Genomic DNA, 17,986 nt, shown 5'->3' with positions numbered 1-17,986 from the left:
CTTCGCGGACTGGCTTGAACGCAGCCGAGCGTGGGCTCGGCTCTACAAAAAAGCGGCCAGCCAAGCCGCTTTTGCTTTTGATCTTCTTTTTCTTTTCCGTGGGTGGCGGACCGCAGAAATTTGTCAGAGGACGGGCGGGTTGGGTTCGCGGGGGTGTCCGCGGCATGGATGCCGCGGCCAAGCCTCCAGGGACGGATTCACGGCGTCCCCCGCGAATCCAACCCGGCCGACCAGCGCGACGGCTTTTGCATTCCCCGACCAGCCAACCCAGCCACGAGGGGCTGCGCCGTTGGCTGGAAATCCCCCTATTCGTTAGCCGGAAGTTAAAGATCCGTAAGCATTCTGCTGCGATCCCGCAGTCATCTGCATGCAACCGATCGTCATTAGTCTTCGTGACGTTCCAGTCAGCTTGGTCGCGGTAAGCTCTACCCCGATGGGCTCGCAAGTACCGCTCATCGTGTGCAGTACGCAGTAGCAATTTGGAGGAAGACATCACATGGCAATCGTTCTTTATGTCGGTGGTAGCAAGGATGGCGAGAAGGGCGTGGTGCCCTACGGCTTCAGCAAATCCCGCGCCGATACCGCGCTGGGGCCGGAGTTCTACACGGAGCGGTTCATGGAACTGCAGGGTGTCGGCAAGGTCCGCCTGATGGCGCTTGAGAGCCTGCGTGACGACATCGTCATGCAGCGTGCCGCCCGCCACTACCGCTGACCTTCGCACTACGCGGCAGGACGCGCCCCACCATCGCGCGTCCGCGCCGGCATCCCAGCCCCGGGGCCAGTCCGAGCCCCACTTGCCAGGATGCCGGCGTCCGATCCGGACCCGCCGCCTGAACCGCCGTTCTGTCAACGCCTTGTCCCTGCCGCCCGCGCATTGCAAGAATGGGCCTTTCCCGCAATGCGGCCCAGGCCGGAAACAATGCACGACGCCAAGCACGCCCAGCGCCAGCTCGCCCAGCAGATCGCCCAGACCATCGCCGAAGAAATCGGTGCCCAGACCGCCCAGGTCAGCGCCGCCGTCGGTTTGCTTGATGAAGGCGCCAGCGTTCCGTTCATCGCCCGCTACCGCAAGGAAGTCACCGGCGGCCTGGACGATACCCAGCTGCGCAACCTGGAAACCCGCCTGACCTACCTGCGCGAACTGGAAGACCGCCGTGCGGCGGTGCTGGCCAGCATCGGCGAACAGGGCAAGCTCAGCGATGAGCTGCGCAACGAGATCCTCGCTGCCGACACCAAGAGCCGGCTGGAAGACCTGTACCTGCCGTACAAGCCCAAGCGCCGTACCCGCGCGCAGATCGCCCGCGAAGCCGGGTTGGAACCGCTGGCCGACGGCCTGCTGGGCGATCCGACACGGGATCCGCAGGTCTTTGCTGCCACGTTCGTGGATGCCGACAAGAGCGTGGCCGATACCAAGGCCGCGCTGGAAGGTGCCCGCGCGATCCTGATGGAGCGCTGGGGCGAGGACGCCACGCTGGTGGGTGAACTGCGCAGCTGGTTGAGCGAGCAGGGCGTGATCCGCGCCCGCGTTGCCGAGGGCAAGGAAACCGAGGGCGCCAAGTACCGCGATTACTTCGAACACGCCGAGTCGCTGGCGAAGATCCCCTCGCACCGGTTGCTGGCGTTGTTCCGCGCGCGCCGCGAGGAGATCCTGTTCCTGGAACTGGACCCGGGCAAGGATGCCGAGGCGGGACATCAGTACGCTGAAGGGCGCGTGGCGCACAACGCCGGCATTCGCGATGCGGGGCGCCCCGGTGATCGCTGGCTGCTCGATGCCTGCCGCCTGACCTGGCGGGCCAAGCTGCACATGCACCTGCTGCTGGACCTGTTCAACCAGGCCCGCGAGAAGGCGGAGGCCGAAGCCATCGCGGTGTTCGGCGACAATCTCAAGGATCTGCTGCTGGCCGCGCCGGCTGGCCCGAAAAGCGTGCTGGGCCTGGATCCGGGCATCCGCACCGGCTGCAAGATCGCTGTGGTTGACGCCACCGGAAAGCTGGTCGCCACCGATACCATCTACCCGCACGAACCCCGCCGGCAGTGGGAGCAGTCGCTGCAGACGATCAAGCAGTTGTGCACCAAGCACAACGTACAGCTGATCGCGATCGGCAACGGCACTGCCAGCCGCGAGACCGACAAGCTGGCCGGTGAAGCCATCAAAGCGCTGGGTGACAACGCACCGCAGAAAATCGTGGTCAGCGAAGCCGGGGCTTCGGTGTACTCGGCGTCGGAAACGGCGGCCAAGGAGTTCCCCGATCTGGACGTGTCGATCCGTGGCGCGGTATCGATCGCGCGCCGCCTGCAGGATCCGCTGGCCGAGCTGGTGAAGATCGAGCCGAAGGCGATCGGTGTCGGGCAGTACCAGCACGACGTGGATCAGTACCGCCTGGCGCGTGCGCTGGATGCGCGCGTGGAGGACTGCGTGAACGCTGTCGGCGTGTACGTCAACACGGCGTCGGCGGCACTGTTGTCGCGCGTGTCGGGCCTGTCGTCGACGGTGGCCGAGAACATCGTGCGCCACCGCGATGACAACGGCCCGTTCAAGCGTCGCAAGGACCTGTTGAAGGTGTCGCGCTTGGGCGAGAAGACGTTCGAGCAATGTGCGGGCTTCCTGCGTATCGCCGATGGTGATGAGCCGCTGGACGCATCGTCGGTGCATCCGGAAGCCTACCCGGTGGTCGAGCGCATCGTGGCCAGCACTGCGCGCCCGATCAAGGCGCTGATCGGCGATGGCAGTTTCCTGCGTGGGTTGAAGGCCGAGCAGTTCACCGACGAAACGTTTGGTGTGCCGACCGTGCGCGACATCCTCAAGGAACTGGAAAAGCCCGGCCGCGATCCGCGCCCGGAGTTCAAGGCAGCTCGTTTTGCCGATGGCGTCGAGGACATCAAGGACCTGCGCGAGGGCATGGTGCTGGAGGGTGTGGTCAGCAACGTTGCCGCGTTCGGTGCGTTCGTCGATATCGGCGTGCACCAGGACGGCCTGATCCACATCTCGGCGCTGTCCGATACCTACGTGAAAGATCCGCGCGACGTGGTCAAGGCCGGCGACATCGTCAAGGTGAAAGTGCTGGAGGTGGATGTGTCGCGCAAGCGCATCGCCCTGACCCGTCGTCTGGACGACACGCCCGGCCAGGCCACCAGCCGCCCGGGCAGCCGTGACGAACGCAGCCAGGGGCAGGCGCCGCGCCGCGACGCCGGCAACCCAGGGCAGGGACGTGGCCAGGGGCGCAACCCGGGCACCGGCGGACGCCCGGCACCGGCCGCGCCGCCGGCCAACAATGCCCTGGCCGAGGCGTTCGCCCGGGCCAAGCGCAGTTGAGTCCGCCGTCCCCCTCCCGGCGCGATCCGGGCGGGGGACTTGTCGATGTTCCCCGGCAATGCGCACACTTGCGCCGGAAGGGGCGCCTGGGCCCCTGCTGTCGCTGGGGAGGCCATGCCGTCAGCACCATCCGCCTTGTTCCGTGACCGCTGTGGCGCCTCGCCACGGCCTGCGGGCAGCTGCGTCTGCAGGGGAGGCGGCTGATGGCCGATCAGGGCAACAGCGGCAACGCACTGCTGGAGCGCCGGCTGCAGGAACTGGCCGAAGAGCGCCGTCGCCTGGCGATGATCATCGAGGGCACTGCGGCCGGCACCTGGGAATGGAACGTCCAGAGCGGGCAGATGCGGGTCAACGAACGCTGGGCCGAGATCGTCGGCTACCGGTTGGACGAGCTGGAGCCGATCTGCCAGAAGACGTTCATCGCGCTGGTCCATCCGGATGATCTGGCGCTGTCCGATGCGGCGCTGCAGGACCACTTCGATGGCCGCACCGACCACTATGTCTGCCTGTTGCGGATGCGCCACAGGAATGGCGAATGGATCTGGATCCACGACCGCGGACGGGTGTTCGAGTGGGACGGGCAGGGCAGGCCGCTATGGATGGCCGGTGCCCATGCCGATGTGACCGAACTGCAGCGGGCGCGCCAGGACGCGGCCGAAATGCGCCAGCGCCTGCAGGCAGTGGTGGATGCATCCGACGAAGTGGCGGTGATCGCCACCGACACCCACGGCACCATCACCCTGTTCAACACGGGTGCGCAGCGGCTGCTCGGCTATACCGCTGCTGAAGTAGTGGGTGGGCGCCGGCTGGACGCCTTCCACGACCCGGTTGAACTGCAGGCGTGGCTGCGACCGCTGGCGACCGTTGACGGACAGGTTCCCGGCGTGTTCGAGGCACTCAGTGCGCGCGCCGACGGCCAGACGTATTCGCGGCAGTGGACGCTGCTGCGCAAGGATGGCCAGCGTCGCCAGGTGCGCCTGTCGATCAGCCGCATGGATGGCGCCGATGGCGAGCGCATCGGCTATGTCGGCATGGCCATCGACATCACTGAAATCCTGCAGGCCCGCGCCGAGGCACGTCTTGCGGCGGACAAGTTCGCCGGTGCGTTCACCTCGGCGGCACTGGGCATGGCACTGGTGTCACTGGAAGGGCGATGGCTGGATGTCAACGATGCGCTGTGCCGCATTCTTGGCTACCCACGCGAGGAGCTGCTGCAGGTCGATTTCCAGCGGTTGACCCACCCGGCCGATCTGCAGACCGACCTGGCCCTGGTGCAGGATCTGCTGGCGGGGCGACGCACGCACTATCACCTTGAAAAGCGCTACGTGGGCCGTGAAGGCAACACCATATGGGCGCGGCTGTCGGTATCGCTGGTACGCAATGAGCGCGGCGAACCGCTGCATTTCGTGTCGCAGATCCAGGATGTCAGCGCCCAGCGCAGCAGCGAGCAGCGCCTGTTCGAAAGCGAACAGCGCAGCCGCATCACCTTGGATGCCGTCGCTGACCTGGTGCTCAGTGTTGCCTTGGATGGACGCATCGAATATGCAAATGCGGCTGCCGTGCGAATGCTCGCCGGCGATGGCGCACTGTCGCTGGCCGGGCATCTCGTGCAGGACGTGCTGTCGTTGACCACCGAATACGCACCGCAATCGCAGCTCGACGTCAGCGTACTGTTGGATCCGGAAAGCAATGCCGTGGACCTGCATGCCGACCTGCTGCTGCGGATGGGGGCGGCGACAGTGCCCGTGGATCTCACCCGGGCCTGGTTGCGTGACGACGAAGGGCAGGTGCGCGGCGCCGTGTGGGTGTTGCGCGATGATACGCAGCAGCGTGCACGGGAACGCGAGGCGAGACACCTGGCGGAGATGGACCCGCTGACCGAACTGGGTAACCGCCGCGGCTTCGAAGTGCACCTGCAGCAGGCGATCACCCGGGTCGAGCGGACGGGCCAGGCGGCTTCGCTGATGTATATCGACCTGGACCGGTTCAAGCCAGTCAACGATACCTTTGGGCACCTGGCCGGCGACGCAGTGCTGTGGGCCGTGGCCAGCGTGCTGCGTCATGGTGTACGCGATTCGGATGTGGTGGCGCGCCTGGGCGGTGACGAATTCGCGGTGATCCTGTCCGGGTGCAGCCCGCGGCGCGCGGCACGCATAGGTGGTGAACTGCTGCATACCCTGTCCAGCCTGTCCATTCCGTGGGACCAGCATCAGCTGCGGATCGGCGCCAGCATCGGCATCGCGCCGCTTGCTGCCGGCATGAGCGTGGACCAGGCCGTCGCGGCCGCCGATGCCCAGTGCTACCGGGCCAAGGCGATGGGCCGCAACAACGTGCAGGTGCAGGGCGAAACCAGTGAACTGCCCGGCGGCTCGCCGGCGGACGGCAGCGACCTCGGCGACGGCTGATCTCAACCTGTGAGAGGGGCGCGGCGAATACTGCGCCAACGCCCACATCCTCAGGTGATCAGATGAACTTCTGCGACTCGGCGGCGATGCGCGCCTTTGCTCCTGCTCTGGTCGGTTGGTGCCTGACCTCGGCTGCCTGCCTGCGCCTGGAGCAGCTGCGCGATGACCTGCGCGCGCAGGCTGTTCTGCCCATTCTGCAGGGCGGAGCATTGGTGTTGCTGGTAGTGACGCTGGCCTGTATATGTGTGGCCAGCATCGTTCTGTGGAAAGCGGGCAGGGACGAGGCGCCTATGGCTTCTGCCCCCTTGCCCGTGCTTCAGGGGAATGAGCAGAGATCGCCCGACGGCATGGATGTATTGCCGATCGACTGAATGCCTGCAGTACCTCCCTTTGCATTGATGCCGTTGCAGTTGCCCACGCCCATGCGTCGATTGAGAATAAATCGGTTCGAGCGGAACGTTGCGGTGGCGCCGCCGGAAGTTTCAAACACCGCACCACCATAGTTCGCGCCGTTGACGTAGTTGTTGTCGGCGAGGAATCGGTGTGACCCTTGCACGACGTCGATACCCCATTCTCCTGGCCGTTCAATCACCGAGTTCTTGACGGTGCAGTCGACACAGTTCACTAGATAGATGGCGCTGGCCCCCGAATCGATGACCCGTGTGCCGTCAATCATGACGTTGCTGGAGTTGTATATGGCCATCTCACCATCGCCGCCTGGGCCATCCTTGCGGCCTGTGAGCTGTCCGTAAAGGATCGTGACGTCGCGGGAGTCGGTGATCCATAGATTGGGATCCGCCGTCGCATTGCCGGCAATGCCGTTTCCACGCATGAACGTATCCCAGATCTCCACGCCATTGCCTCCAACCACACCAGCGCTGATCTGGAAGCCGACGATATCCAGACTCCAGATGATGACGCCGTCCTGGTGGTAGGCCAGCACGCCGAAGTTTCCGCCTGCCCCGGTCGTCAGCGTGAAGTTGTGCAGCATTGTGTTGCTGCCGAGGCCTATGGCCTTCTGTGGTGCGCCGTAGGCTGAGACCACCACCTCGGCCATGGTGGCTCCAAGTCCTTCAATGGTGGTCCCGGCAGGAATCTCCAGAGGCGCTGGGCCGGCGACGTACTGGCCTGGCCTGAGGCAGATCTTCTTGCCTGGCGCGCTGGCGACCGCGCCAGCAAGGTCGCCGCCGTTGTCGAGAGTGAGGTCACAAGCAGCGGCCTGCAGCGCCGCGGCCAAGCCGAATGCCACGAATGCGGCAGGGATCCATTTCTTCATAACGGTTCCTTCCAGTGGACAGTCCCATCCACGATACCGCACCCAGCGTTTCCTCTGTCAACGCAGCACTTCGTCCGAGCTGACCAGCTGCACGTCGTGCATCATGTTGAGGTAGGCCTCGTAATAGCCCTTGTGCGAGGCGCCAACGATCGCCAGCAGACGCGTTCCCGGCTGCTGGCCCAGCACTTCGCGGATGTTGGCGACCATGCGCAGGTTGCGGGTTTCCCAGTAGCCCACATAGTTGCGACCAAAGCCCTGGGAGGAGGGCTCGACCAGCGCCGCGCCGAAGTCCGCCTGGTAGGCCTGCAAGCCGACGTCGGGGCGGTTGTAGGCACGGTACAGGTCCAGCACGCCACCGACCTTGTCGACATTTGCATACAGCGGCTCGTCGGCGTCGCGCCGTGCGTTTGCGTGCGGGTTGTCCCAGGCCTTCATCATCGCTTCGCGTGCCGCCTTCTCGTCCTCGGGCGGGGTGGGCGAATCGGCGGTATGGTCGTCCACTGCCCACAGGCGCTCCAGCCCCAGGCGGGCAGCGAGGACTGCCGCCACCAGGTTGGTTTCATTGCGGCGGGTCAGGCTCTTGTCGAGAATCTCCACCAGCGCAGCATCCAGGCCGTCGCCGGCGATGCGCTCCTGCACAGGCAGACGCAGCCATTGCACCTGCGCCGATCCGCGCTCGCCAGCGGCCAGGAACACCGCGGCCAGGTGCCGACGCTGCGCTGCTGTCGGGCTTGCAGGCCATGCCGACAGCAGGCGTCCCATCTCGGCGTTGGCGCTGGGCACGTCGAGGCCGGTGGCGACGCGGGCCTCATCGGTGTCGTAGCAGTAGGTTTCAACGCTTTCGGCATAGCGGCTGGGATTGCGACGCATGAAGTCGCACTGCAGGCCGGACAGGTTTTCGGTGGCAATCGCCTCCGGACGCCAACGTGCCAAACGCTCCAGCAAGGGCTCCAGCAGGGCCGGCTCGAAGGTCTTTGGCAGTTCCGACAGATGTGCTGTCCCAAGCACCAGTACTTCGTTGTGGCGACCGGCGGGTGGTCCCTTCAGCTGGTCGGGATGGAAGTTGGGACGGAACCCCGCGTCGCTGGCCACTGCGCCGGCACTGCCCAGGCTGAGGATGATGATGGCGCTCAAGCGTCGAAGCATGCTGCCTCCCAGGAAAAATCCAGTAAGTGGGCGCATGCTGCCGGCAGCGTGCCGGCAGGGGATGTCCCGATGGTCATTGCAACCTTCTGCGCGCCTGCTGCATCCCCCTTTCCGTCGGCGCTGGTCCAGAATGGTGGCTGGAAGACTTCCGGAAGCGCCTCATGGATGAAATCGCCACCATCGTAGCCGCAGGTGCCGTGCTGGGTGCACTGGCTGGCTGGATCGGGCCAGGCAGATGGCGGTGGCACCTGGTGCGCCTGGCACCGTTGCTGCTGGTGCCGTTCGCGCTGTATGTCCTCGCCACCCGCAGCTGGATCTTCGGTGGCGGCGGGCCGCTGGTGGAGCCCTCGCTGCTGGTCGTCTGCGGCAGTGTGGGCTACCTGCCGGCGGTGCTGGCAACGTTGCTGCTGCGCTGGGTTCTGCGGCGCGCTGCCGACCAGGGGCTGGCTCCCTAAAGTTGTTGGCCGCCCCGCCGATACCTTCTCTGGAGCCCGCTGCTGGCTCCCGCTGCCGGACCCGAGGCTGCCTCCGATGGGCGGCCCGTGCCGTGTGCTCCGCCGCTGTTTGATGACGATCGCAGCTGCCGTACCGTTTCTGCCAGTCGCTCGAGTGACGCCTTCCGGCGTCTGCAGTCCCAGGCAATCGAAGTTGCCGCCGGGCATCCCGCCCGGCGGGTCGCAACCGCTACCCGGACACCGAGGATCAGACGATGCTTATTTCAGGCTCCATGGAAGGTGCTCAGGCGCCGGCCGAAGTGCTCACCCGTTGGTTTCCCCTGCGCGCGCTGCAGGGGGTGTTGGGCAGGCAGCGCCGCGCCACGGAGGTGGCCGAGCAGCATCGGCGGCACGTCGAGCTTGAGGCCCAGGTTGCTGCACTGCATCGGGTGCAGGCGGTCATCGAGTTCGCGCTCGACGGCACCATCCTGCAGGCCAATGACAACTTCCTGCAGGCAGTGGGATATCGCCTGGATGAGATCCAGGGCAGGCATCACTCCCTGTTCGTTGATCCCGAGGACGCGCGCAGTACCGGATACCGCGACTTCTGGGCGCGGCTGGGCCGCGGTGAATTCGATGCAGGACAGTACCGGCGCTTCGGCAAGGGTGGGCGTGAGATCTGGATCCAGGCCTCCTACAACCCGGTGCTTGACCAGCACGGGCGACCATACAAGGTGGTCAAGTTCGCGACTGACATCACGGCGCAGAAGCAGCAGGCAGCCGAGTCGACGGGGCAGCTCGCGGCCATCGACAAATCGCAGGCGGTGATCGAGTTCAGCATGGATGGTCGCATCCTGGCCGCCAATGCGAACTTCCTGGCCGCCACCGGCTATACGCTGGAAGAAGTGCGCGGCCAGCATCATTCGCTGTTCGTCGAGCCCGACTACCGGGCCAGTGTCGAGTATCGCCGGTTCTGGGAAAAGCTCGGCTCTGGCGAGTACGACGCAGGCCAGTACCGGCGGCTGGGCAAAGGTGGCCGCGAAGTGTGGATCCAGGCGTCGTACAACCCGATCCTCGATGCGGGCGGGCGGCCGTTCAAGGTCGTCAAGTACGCCACCGACATCACCGCGCAGGTGCATGAGAGCCAGGCCATGCAGCGTGCCGTGGCGCAGACGCGCGAGGTGGTGGCGTCGGCAAAGGAGGGCGACCTGACCCGGAGCATCGCCATGGCCGACAAGAGCGGCCCGATCGCCGAACTGTGTGGCGGCGTCAATGCCCTGGTCGATGCAATGGCCGGAATCATCGGTCAGATCAAGTTCGCCGCGGACACCATTGCGGTGGGTGCGAGCGAAATCGCCGAAGGCAACAACGACCTGTCCCAGCGCACCGAGCAGCAGGCGGCGTCGCTGGAAGAGACCGCAGTGTCGATGAAGGGGCTGGCCGAGACCGTGCAGCGCACTGCGACCAACGCGCGCCAGGCCAGCCAACTGGCGGGCGGCGCCGCCGATGTGGCCGCACGGGGTGGTCAGGTGGTACATGAAGTGGTCTCGACGATGGCGGTGATCAATGCCTCTTCGCGTCGCATCGTCGACATCATTGGCGTGATCGATGGCATTGCGTTCCAGACCAACATCCTGGCGCTCAACGCGGCAGTGGAAGCAGCGCGTGCCGGTGAGCATGGTCGTGGTTTCGCCGTGGTCGCCACCGAGATCCGCGAGCTCTCGCAGCGCTCGGCGGGTGCGGCGAAGGAAATCAAGCAGCTGATCGATGCGTCGGTTGCCAACGTCGGCGCCGGAACGGCGCAGGTCGAGAGTGCAGGGCGGACCATGGACGAGATCGTGGTCGACGTGCGCCGGGTCAGTGACCTGATGACCGAGATCAGCGCCGCTGCGCAACAGCAGAGCGACGACATCCAGCAGATGAACCATGCGGTGGATCTGATCGACCAGGGCACGCAGCAGAATGCGGCGCTGGTGGAAGAGGCCTCAGCGGCTGCGCGCAGCATGGAGGAGCAGTCGTCGCAACTGTTGCGGACGGTGGCGGGGTTCCGTGTGCACGCGGGGGCAGGGGCGGGCCATGGTCATGGTGTGCATGCGTCGGCGCTGCGGGTGGTGTAGCGCGCAGGACCGCGCCGGCCTATGGGGCGGCGCGGCCCTCGCCCTGGCCGCCATGCAGCTGCGGGTGAGTGTGCGCATACATCCAGAAATCGCGCGGTTGCCCACCGACATGGCGATAGGACCGCAGCAATCCCTCGCGTTGCATGCCTGCGCGTTCGAGCACGGCAATGGATCGCAGATTGCTGTCGAGTACGGTGGCCTGGATGCGCACGCAACCCAGTGCGGTATGCGCCCAGGCGATGACCGCGCGCGCCGCCCCGGTCGCCAGCCCGCGTCCCTGGTGGTCAGGGGACAGGTCGTAGGCCAGTTCGGCGCGGTGGTGCTCGATGTCGATGTCGTTGAGGCCGACGGTGCCGAGCAGCTGGTCGTCGCTGTCGAGGATCGCCCAGCGGCGGCATCGCGTGCTGCGCGCAGGGTCGGCGATCTGCCGCTGCAGAGCCTCTACAGAGACATCGCCCCAGCTGGTGTGCTCGATCACGCCCGGCAGCGACAGGTAGTTCGACCAGGCGACGGCGTCCTGCGGGACCAGTTGGCGCAGGTGGGCCTGGAACGTTGCGGGAAGGATTGGAGTGGGGTGTGATGCCATCGCTCCAGTGTCGGCGGCGTCGGTCGGGCAGGGCAAGGCCGGAAACGACAAAGGCCAGGTCATGGACCTGGCCTTTGATCGTGGTGCCGGTGAAAGGACTCGAACCTTCATGGGGTCACCCCCGGCTGATTTTGAGTCAGCTGCGTATACCATTCCGCCACACCGGCAGCAGCGGGCTAGTGTACCCGAGCGCGGCGGGTGTTCATAGAGGCGCGGGCGAACGGGGCCGAAATGGCGTTGAATTGTCGGTATCGGCTGGCTGCTGGCTATACTGGCAAGGCTTAACAGGCACAGGAGCGATAGCGCTATGTCAGCGTTGCAGGACCTGCGGGTGCTGGTAGTCGAAAACGATGAAATGAGTGCAGCCCTGCTGCAGATGCAGCTGGTGCAGTCCGGCGCTCTGGTCGTAGGCCTGGCCGCGTCCGTTGCCGAGGCGCTGCGCTTGCTGGAAGAGGCCGCCCCTGATGTGGCCCTGCTGGATTACCGCTTGGCCCACAACGAGACCAGCGAACCGGTTGCTGCGGCGCTGGCTGCGCGCGGCGTGCCGTTCGTGCTCGCCACCGGCATGGCCGCTGAACAACTGCCGGTCGCGATGCAATCCGGCGTGCTGCTGATCAAGCCCTACCTGTCGGCGGAACTGTCCAAGGCCTTGGTTCGCGCCGTTGGGCGTTCCAGCGCCAACGCCTGACCCAGCCGCTCAGGCGGCTTCCTCGTAGACGTAACGGATGTCCTCGCGGTCGTCGAGGATGGCGTACTGTGCAGCCAGGTTGTCCGGATCCGGGTTGAGCCATGCGTCCAGATGCTCGGCGCGGATCGGCAGTACACCCCGGTCATGGCCGGCAGCGGCGACATCGATCGATGGTGCATCGGTGATGGTGGCGAAAGACAGCAGGCGTCCTTCCGGACCGTCCCATTCGGCCCACAGGCAGGCCAGCAGCAGGTCGCGCGGCGGGTCGGGGCGGAATTCCAGCACCACATCCTGTGCCTTCTCGTCGTTGTGCAGGCTGCGGCCGGCAATGGCATGGCGTGGTACGTGCTCGTAGAAGGCCTGTACCACCACCACGCCGTGGCGCAGCCCGAAGGCCCCGCGCCAATAGCCTTCCAGGCTGTCCCGTCGCGCATTGTAGGTGCCCGGGTAGAGCACATCGTTGCGCGCGGGCTTGTCCGGCAGCCGGCATTGATAGCGCATGGGCTTGATCACGCGCCGGCCATTCTCGCTGACCATCACCGGTGCGTAGGTGCCGGGGAAAATACGATTGTCACGTGGCAGCAGCTGTTCCCGATGCAGGTCGTCCAGCCGTGCCTGCGCGCGGTCGATGCGGTTGCCGGCAACGCGCAGGTCATTGCGCGCCTTCTGCGTGGGTCGGGTGGCCAGGGTCGCATTGGCGATGTCGCGACGTTCAAGCTGCCGTTCCAGTTCGGCCTGCAGCTGCTGCCGCTCCTGTGCATGCCATTGCTGGATCTTCGCCACGATGTCGCGGCCTAGTTCGGTGCGCGCACCTGCAAATCCATCGTCCATGGCTTTCGGCGTCTTCGGCCGTTTCTTGCCGGGATCATGCGCATAGAGTTCGGCGAATTCCTCCAGGGAGAGGACGGCGCCGAACTCGCGCACCAGCTTGGCGTAGTCGGCGCGGATCAGGGCGGAATAGCACATGGGACTCTGCCGGAAGATGGGTCGCAGCGGCTGCGACGTGGATGCGGCAGGATAGCCCGACCTTCAAGGAGACGTTGCATGAATGATCCACAGACGATCCAGTTCCGCGAGGCGGTGCCGACGGTCGAGGACTACTGCCAGCTGCGCGCATTGGCCGGCCTCAGCGCAAAGACGCATGAGGCGGCGACGCGGGCATTGCCCAACACCGTCTTCGGCGTCTGTGCCTACCAGGGCAGCGAGCTGGTAGCGATGGGCCGGATCATCGGCGATGGCGGTTGCCATCTGCAGGTCTGCGATATCGCCGTGCTGCCTCGTCTGCAGGGTCAGGGTCTGGGCAAGGCGGTGATGCAGCGTCTGAGCGACTGGATGCAGGGCAACCTGCCGCCGTCGGCGTACGTGAGTCTGTTGGCCGATGGCGAAGCGCATCGGCTGTATGCGCAGTTTGGCTTTGCGCCGACCGCGCCAGCCTCGATCGGCATGTATCGCCGGTTCTGAGGTGCGGTCACCGCGGAATCGCAGACAAAGAAAAACCCCGGCCGAAGCCGGGGTTTCAAAGATTGGCGTCCCCACGGGGATTCGAACCCCGGTCGCCACCGTGAAAGGGTGATGTCCTAGGCCTCTAGACGATGGGGACGCACGAAAAACTTCAAGTTGTAGAACTTTCGACGGCCTAATGCCGAAAGTGGTGGAGCCAAGCGGGATCGAACCGCTGACCTCCTGCATGCCATGCAGGCGCTCTCCCAGCTGAGCTATGGCCCCGTGTTACCGAGCCGCCTATCATACCTGCCTGTTCACATTTGTGGAAGCTTTTTTTGAAGCTTTTTCATCGAACCGTTCATTGCCACAAGGGCAGAGAGCGTTCCGACGCCACAACCTGAATGCCGGTGGGCGGTGAACAAAAAAGACCCGGTTATCGGCCGGGTCCTCGTTGTTCATGATGAGTGGCGTCCCCACGGGGATTCGAACCCCGGTCGCCACCGTGAAAGGGTGATGTCCTAGGCCTCTAGACGATGGGGACGCAGATCTCATCAATGTTCTTTGCGACCTTTCGACGGCCTAATGCCGAAAGTATGGTGGAGCCAAGCGGGATCGAACCGCTGACCTCCTGCATGCCATGCAGGCGCTCTCCCAGCTGAGCTATGGCCCCACGTCGCTGAGGAGCGAAATAATAGCTGTGCCCCCGGGGGTTGGCAAGCGCTTTGTTGCACTTTTCTTCACGTAGCGCGCGCGGTGGCGCAGCTGCGTTTTCTGCATGCGGGCAGCACATGTGTCGATGCAGAAGCGAAGGGTTCAGCGGTCTTCCCCGGTCAGCGCTGCCAGGATCGGGCACTGGTCGAGGGCGCCATGTCCAGGGCAGGCATCGACCAGCTGGGAGAGCGCGCCATGCATGCGCTGCAGCTCTGCCATCCGCAGTTCGATGTCCTGCAGGCGTATCCGTGCGGTGTCACGCACGCTGCCCATGTCCTGCGGAGGATGGTCGCTGAGGGAAAGCAGTTCACCGATCTCATCGAGACTGAAGCCCAACGCCTTTGCCCGGCGGATGAAGCGCAGGCGTCGCAGGTCTCGCTCGCCGAAGATGCGGTAGCCACCTGCCGAGCGCGCTGCGGTGGGCAGAAGCTGCTGACGTTCGTAGTAGCGGACGGTATCGATGGGAACGCCGGCCTGACGTGCCAACTGACCAATGTTCACGGCGGACTCCTTGGGGCCTGCCGTGCATAGTCATCCCTGGACTCTGGTCAAGAGTCAAGGCTTTGCCCACGCCGCCTATTCAGCACACTTTGCAACTTTCTTCATATCCCTCAGGGCAAAGCAGTTCCTACCCTGCGCCTGAACCGGCCGCTCGACGGCCTGAACCGGAAGAGGAGGTGGGGAGTGGAGGGAATCAGGAACGAGGGATTCGTCGAGGTTGCGGTGGTTGAATACCCTGGAGGCGACCCGTCGGCAGCATCGGTGCTCGCCGAAATGGCACACGTCGCCAATCGTCTGGCACAGCAGCAGCGGCGGCCCTGCAAGCGGGTGCTGGTGACCCGCTGGATCGTGCCCGCCAGCAATACCGGTGTGCATCGCATCGCCGGTGCCGAGATGCTGGACGCGGCAATTCCTGCGGTGATCGCCTTGCCGGGGCAGGTCAGTTCCAGCACGTCGGTGCGTGCCGAGGACGTCCTGCTGGATTGGTTGCGGGCCCACTATGACGGCGGCAGCCTGCTGGCCGCCGCAGGTGACGGGGTGAGTGTGCTGGCGCGGGCCGGTCTGCTGACCGGGCGTACGGTGTCCGGCCCTGACCTCAACCGCCATCCGGCGCTGCAGGTGCAGGTCGGCAGCTGGGCGCCCAGTGAGCGGGCACTCGTCGATGACGGCGATCTGCTTACCGTGGGCGGCGCCCAGGCCTGGCGCTTCCTTGGCTTGCGCCTGCTGTACCGGCTGCATGGCCAGGGCGTGGCCAGCGCGGTGGCACAGCAGTTGGGAATAGTGGTGCCGGTCGGCATCCAGCAGGACCTCGAGCGATTCAGCGCCAATTTCGCCCATGGCGACCGGGACGTGCTGAAGGCACAGCGCTGGTTGCATACCACGGCTGCACGTGGGGCCACGCTGGGGGCGATCTGCGAGATTTCGGGATTGGAACCGCGGACCCTGCAGCGTCGTTTCCTGAAGGCGACCGGACTGCGGCCCATCGAGTATTGCCAGCGGCTGCGCGTGGCGAAGGCGCAGACGTTGCTGCAGCAGGGCGCCAGCATCGATGAAGTTGCCTGGGGTGTGGGTTACGCCGATCAGAGCGCGTTCCGTCGGCTGTTCCTGCGCATTGTTGGCATGACGCCCGCCAACTATCGTCGCCACGTCAGCAGCAAACGCCGCGATCGTCCGCTGACGCCTGCTGTGGCCGGCAGCCTGCGGGGGCTGCGCGCCTCGCCGGGCACGCAGCTGGGTCGCAGCGCCGCTTGATGAACAAGGTTCAATGCGTCGTGCTTGCATCGCGGGCTCGACGCTTTGACCATGCGGGTCTGTGCAGGCGAGAGCGGGTGAGCTGATGTCGAGTGTTGGGCCGGTGCCGATGCCGGTGGTGTTGATCCTGATCTTCCTGCTGCTGGCGATGGCCATTGCGCGGATCTGGTCGCGTGGTGAGCCTGGTCAGGTTCGGCCGCCCGCAGCGGGGATGGTGCTGGACATGTTGCTGGTTGGCCTGCTGTGTGGCCGGCTGTCGTTTGTCGCAGCGCATTTCAGCCTCTATCGTGAAGCTCCCTGGAGCGTGCTGCAGATTGCCGATGGCGGGTACCACCTTCCCGTTGTTGTTGGCGCTGGATTTGCCTGGGCGCTGTGGCGGCTGCGCAGGCAGCGCCCGTTGCGGGCGCCGGTGCTGGCAGGTGCGCTGGTTGGGTTGCTGTTGTGGGGCGGGGCAAGCCAGGGGCTCGCGTACTGGCAGGCAAAGCAGATGCCACTGCCCACGCTGCAGGTGGTCGACCTGCAGGGCAGGGCGATTGAACTGCAGACGTTTCATGGCAAGCCGCTGGTGCTGAATCTGTGGGCCAGCTGGTGTGGTCCGTGCCGCCGCGAGATGCCGGTGCTGGCGACGGCCCAGCAGAAGCATGCTGACATCCAGTTCGTCTTCCTCAACCAGGGCGAGACCCTTGGAGAGGTCCAGACCTTTCTTGCCGCTGAACACATCGTGCTGGGTAATGTCCTGCTGGATGAGGCTTCGGCTGCCTCGACCACGCTGGACGTCCGGGCTTTTCCTTCCACGTTGTTCTTCGATGCGCAGGGGCGGTTGCAGGAACTGCATCTCGGCGAACTGACCCAGGCCGGTCTTGAACACAAACTGCGCCGGCTGCGGTAGCCTGCGCTGGCATCCCACTACGGAGTTTCCATGTTGTCGATTTCCCCGCGCATCGCGCATACGCTGATGCTGCCGGCCATGCTGGCGCTGGCTGCCTGCAGCCAGGCACAGACCCCGCCAGGCAAGGATGCCGCTGCGCCGGCAACGGCTTCGGCATCGACGGCTGCCAAAAAGGGCGAGTTGCCGGCTGTCCTGAAGGGCATCGAGAAGCATGGCTTCGAGGTGGTCTCCGAATTCGATGCGCCGGGTGGCCTGCGCGGCTTTGCCGGCATGGTCGGCGGCCAGCAGCCGGCGGCGGCTTACGTGACCGCCGATGGCAAGCATGTGCTGGTGGGCAGCCTGTTCGACGCCGAGGGCAACGAAGTTGCAGCCGAGACGCTGGAGAAGCTGGTTGCCGCGCCGATGTCGGCCAAGATGTGGAGCAAGCTGGAGGCCAGCGCCTGGGTACGTGACGGCAAGGCCGATGCGCCACGCGTGGTGTACACCTTCAGTGATGCCAACTGCCCTTACTGCCACAAGTTCTGGGAGGCGGCACGCCCTTGGGTGGACGCAGGAAAGGTGCAGTTGCGCCACATCATGGTCGGCGTGATCCGTGAGGACAGCCCGGCCAAGGCGGCGGCGATCATGGCCGCACGCGATCCCAGTGCGGCACTGCTGGAAAACGAGCATCAGTTCGATCGAGGTGGCATCAAGCCGCTGCCCAGCATCAGCCGGGAGATCGCTGGCAAGCTGGATGCCAACCAGGTGCTGATGGTGGAGATGGGCTTCCAGGGTACGCCGGGCATCCTGTTCCAGGATGCGCAGGGCCAGGTGCAGCGACGTGCCGGCCTACCGCAGGGCAACGACCTGCAGGCGGTACTCGGCCCGCGCTGAGGCCTCCGACATGCTGTACTGAGCGACAGGCCCGCATGGCAACGTGCGGGCCTGTTGCTTTCTGCGACATTCGCGGCGATGAGGGCTGCGCACGTCGTGAACAGATGTCACGTCTGAATCGTGACTGACATCAAGCATTTCGCTTTGATCCCAATCAAGGCCAAAAACGACAGTCGAACTAGCCTTGGCGCATGGATTACAGCGTCACTGCGCTATGGATGCCGCATACGTCACGCCCTCGAGAGGGCGTGCGCGCAATGCCATTCACGACACTCTCACCCAGCGCTTGTTACCCAGACGCCTGCGGTCGCCACCCCTTCGGCAGCACTGCTGCAGTGGGAGCGACTCCGGCG

Annotated in this window: 16 protein-coding genes and 5 tRNA genes; 11 read left to right on the top strand and 10 right to left on the bottom strand. The window is 65.3% G+C overall.

Annotated elements, in window-relative coordinates; all coding sequences use genetic code 11:
- Positions 1-496 precede the first annotated feature (496 nt).
- The 4 genes from HFK18_RS18615 to HFK18_RS18600 all read left to right on the top strand — a co-directional run bounded on the left by HFK18_RS18615 (position 497) and on the right by HFK18_RS18600 (position 6,089).
- On the top strand, positions 497-712 hold the full coding sequence (locus HFK18_RS18615) for a hypothetical protein (protein WP_025879252.1): 216 nt from the start codon (positions 497-499) through the stop codon (positions 710-712).
- 207 nt (positions 713-919) lie between these two features.
- The gene (locus tag HFK18_RS18610) at positions 920-3,313 is read left to right on the top strand and encodes a Tex family protein (RefSeq protein ID WP_180167392.1); all 2,394 of its coding nucleotides are present in this window, start codon (positions 920-922) and stop codon (positions 3,311-3,313) included.
- Positions 3,314-3,516: 203 nt separating this feature from the next.
- Positions 3,517-5,718 carry a PAS domain S-box protein gene (locus HFK18_RS18605; protein ID WP_180167391.1) on the top strand — a complete coding sequence of 734 codons (2,202 nt, stop codon included), beginning with the start codon at positions 3,517-3,519 and terminating at the stop codon, positions 5,716-5,718.
- 62 nt (positions 5,719-5,780) lie between these two features.
- The gene (locus HFK18_RS18600) at positions 5,781-6,089 is read left to right on the top strand and encodes a hypothetical protein (protein ID WP_223880108.1); all 309 of its coding nucleotides are present in this window, start codon (positions 5,781-5,783) and stop codon (positions 6,087-6,089) included.
- Here HFK18_RS18600 and HFK18_RS18595 read toward each other — a convergent pair.
- Both HFK18_RS18595 and HFK18_RS18590 read right to left on the bottom strand, forming a co-directional pair.
- Entirely contained in the window at positions 6,035-6,994 is a 960-nt protein-coding gene (locus tag HFK18_RS18595) for a right-handed parallel beta-helix repeat-containing protein (protein ID WP_180167390.1), read from the bottom strand. The two genes, HFK18_RS18600 and HFK18_RS18595, sit on opposite strands and share 55 nt — an antisense overlap.
- A gap of 57 nt (positions 6,995-7,051) precedes the next feature.
- Positions 7,052-8,140: a DUF5694 domain-containing protein gene (locus HFK18_RS18590; protein ID WP_180167389.1), complete on the bottom strand. Its 1,089-nt coding sequence runs from the start codon at positions 8,138-8,140 to the stop codon at positions 7,052-7,054.
- Positions 8,141-8,301: 161 nt separating this feature from the next.
- On the opposite strand from HFK18_RS18590, the gene HFK18_RS18585 reads away from it, so the two are divergent.
- On the top strand, positions 8,302-8,595 hold the full coding sequence (locus tag HFK18_RS18585) for a hypothetical protein (RefSeq protein ID WP_180167388.1): 294 nt from the start codon (positions 8,302-8,304) through the stop codon (positions 8,593-8,595).
- Between the two features lie 254 nt (positions 8,596-8,849).
- Entirely contained in the window at positions 8,850-10,691 is a 1,842-nt protein-coding gene (locus HFK18_RS18580; protein WP_180167387.1) for a methyl-accepting chemotaxis protein, read from the top strand.
- A 19-nt stretch (positions 10,692-10,710) separates the two neighbouring features.
- Here the strand turns inward: HFK18_RS18580 and HFK18_RS18575 are convergent, their stop codons facing one another.
- Both HFK18_RS18575 and HFK18_RS18570 read right to left on the bottom strand, forming a co-directional pair.
- Positions 10,711-11,277 carry a GNAT family protein gene (locus HFK18_RS18575; protein WP_180167386.1) on the bottom strand — a complete coding sequence of 189 codons (567 nt, stop codon included), beginning with the start codon at positions 11,275-11,277 and terminating at the stop codon, positions 10,711-10,713.
- Between the two features lie 81 nt (positions 11,278-11,358).
- Positions 11,359-11,444, bottom strand: a tRNA-Leu gene (locus HFK18_RS18570).
- Between the two features lie 140 nt (positions 11,445-11,584).
- Between HFK18_RS18570 and HFK18_RS18565 the strand changes: the two genes are divergently transcribed.
- Positions 11,585-11,965, top strand: a complete 381-nt coding sequence (locus HFK18_RS18565; RefSeq protein WP_100460341.1) for a response regulator — start codon at positions 11,585-11,587, stop codon at positions 11,963-11,965.
- Positions 11,966-11,974: 9 nt separating this feature from the next.
- On the opposite strand, the gene HFK18_RS18560 is transcribed toward HFK18_RS18565, so the two are convergent.
- Positions 11,975-12,931 carry an SOS response-associated peptidase family protein gene (locus HFK18_RS18560; protein WP_180167385.1) on the bottom strand — a complete coding sequence of 319 codons (957 nt, stop codon included), beginning with the start codon at positions 12,929-12,931 and terminating at the stop codon, positions 11,975-11,977.
- Positions 12,932-13,009: 78 nt separating this feature from the next.
- Here HFK18_RS18560 and HFK18_RS18555 point away from each other — a divergent pair, with 78 nt between their 5' ends.
- A complete protein-coding gene (locus tag HFK18_RS18555; RefSeq protein WP_100552850.1) occupies positions 13,010-13,426 on the top strand; it encodes a GNAT family N-acetyltransferase in 417 nt (138 codons plus the stop codon).
- Positions 13,427-13,489: 63 nt separating this feature from the next.
- On the opposite strand, the gene HFK18_RS18550 is transcribed toward HFK18_RS18555, so the two are convergent.
- From HFK18_RS18550 to HFK18_RS18530, 5 genes are all read right to left on the bottom strand, one after another.
- Positions 13,490-13,565: transfer RNA gene (locus HFK18_RS18550), tRNA-Glu, on the bottom strand.
- Positions 13,566-13,614: 49 nt separating this feature from the next.
- Positions 13,615-13,690: transfer RNA gene (locus HFK18_RS18545), tRNA-Ala, on the bottom strand.
- Positions 13,691-13,873: 183 nt separating this feature from the next.
- Positions 13,874-13,949, bottom strand: a tRNA-Glu gene (locus HFK18_RS18540).
- Between the two features lie 53 nt (positions 13,950-14,002).
- Positions 14,003-14,078, bottom strand: a tRNA-Ala gene (locus HFK18_RS18535).
- Between the two features lie 143 nt (positions 14,079-14,221).
- Positions 14,222-14,620, bottom strand: coding sequence for a heavy metal-responsive transcriptional regulator (locus HFK18_RS18530; protein ID WP_180167384.1), 399 nt, complete (start codon positions 14,618-14,620; stop codon positions 14,222-14,224).
- 183 nt (positions 14,621-14,803) lie between these two features.
- On the opposite strand from HFK18_RS18530, the gene HFK18_RS18525 reads away from it, so the two are divergent.
- From HFK18_RS18525 to dsbG, 3 genes are all read left to right on the top strand, one after another.
- Complete coding sequence (locus tag HFK18_RS18525) at positions 14,804-15,871, top strand: helix-turn-helix domain-containing protein (RefSeq protein WP_180167383.1); 1,068 nt, start codon at positions 14,804-14,806, stop codon at positions 15,869-15,871.
- 85 nt (positions 15,872-15,956) lie between these two features.
- Entirely contained in the window at positions 15,957-16,760 is an 804-nt protein-coding gene (locus HFK18_RS18520; RefSeq protein ID WP_180167382.1) for a TlpA disulfide reductase family protein, read from the top strand.
- A gap of 30 nt (positions 16,761-16,790) precedes the next feature.
- On the top strand, positions 16,791-17,633 hold the full coding sequence (dsbG, locus tag HFK18_RS18515) for a thiol:disulfide interchange protein DsbG (RefSeq protein WP_180167381.1): 843 nt from the start codon (positions 16,791-16,793) through the stop codon (positions 17,631-17,633).
- Positions 17,634-17,986: the final 353 nt, after the last annotated feature.

It is taken from the genome of Stenotrophomonas sp. SbOxS2, from assembly GCF_013416715.1.
GTDB lineage: Bacteria > Pseudomonadota > Gammaproteobacteria > Xanthomonadales > Xanthomonadaceae > Stenotrophomonas > Stenotrophomonas lactitubi.
This window is presented reverse-complemented; position numbering and strand designations above follow the sequence as displayed.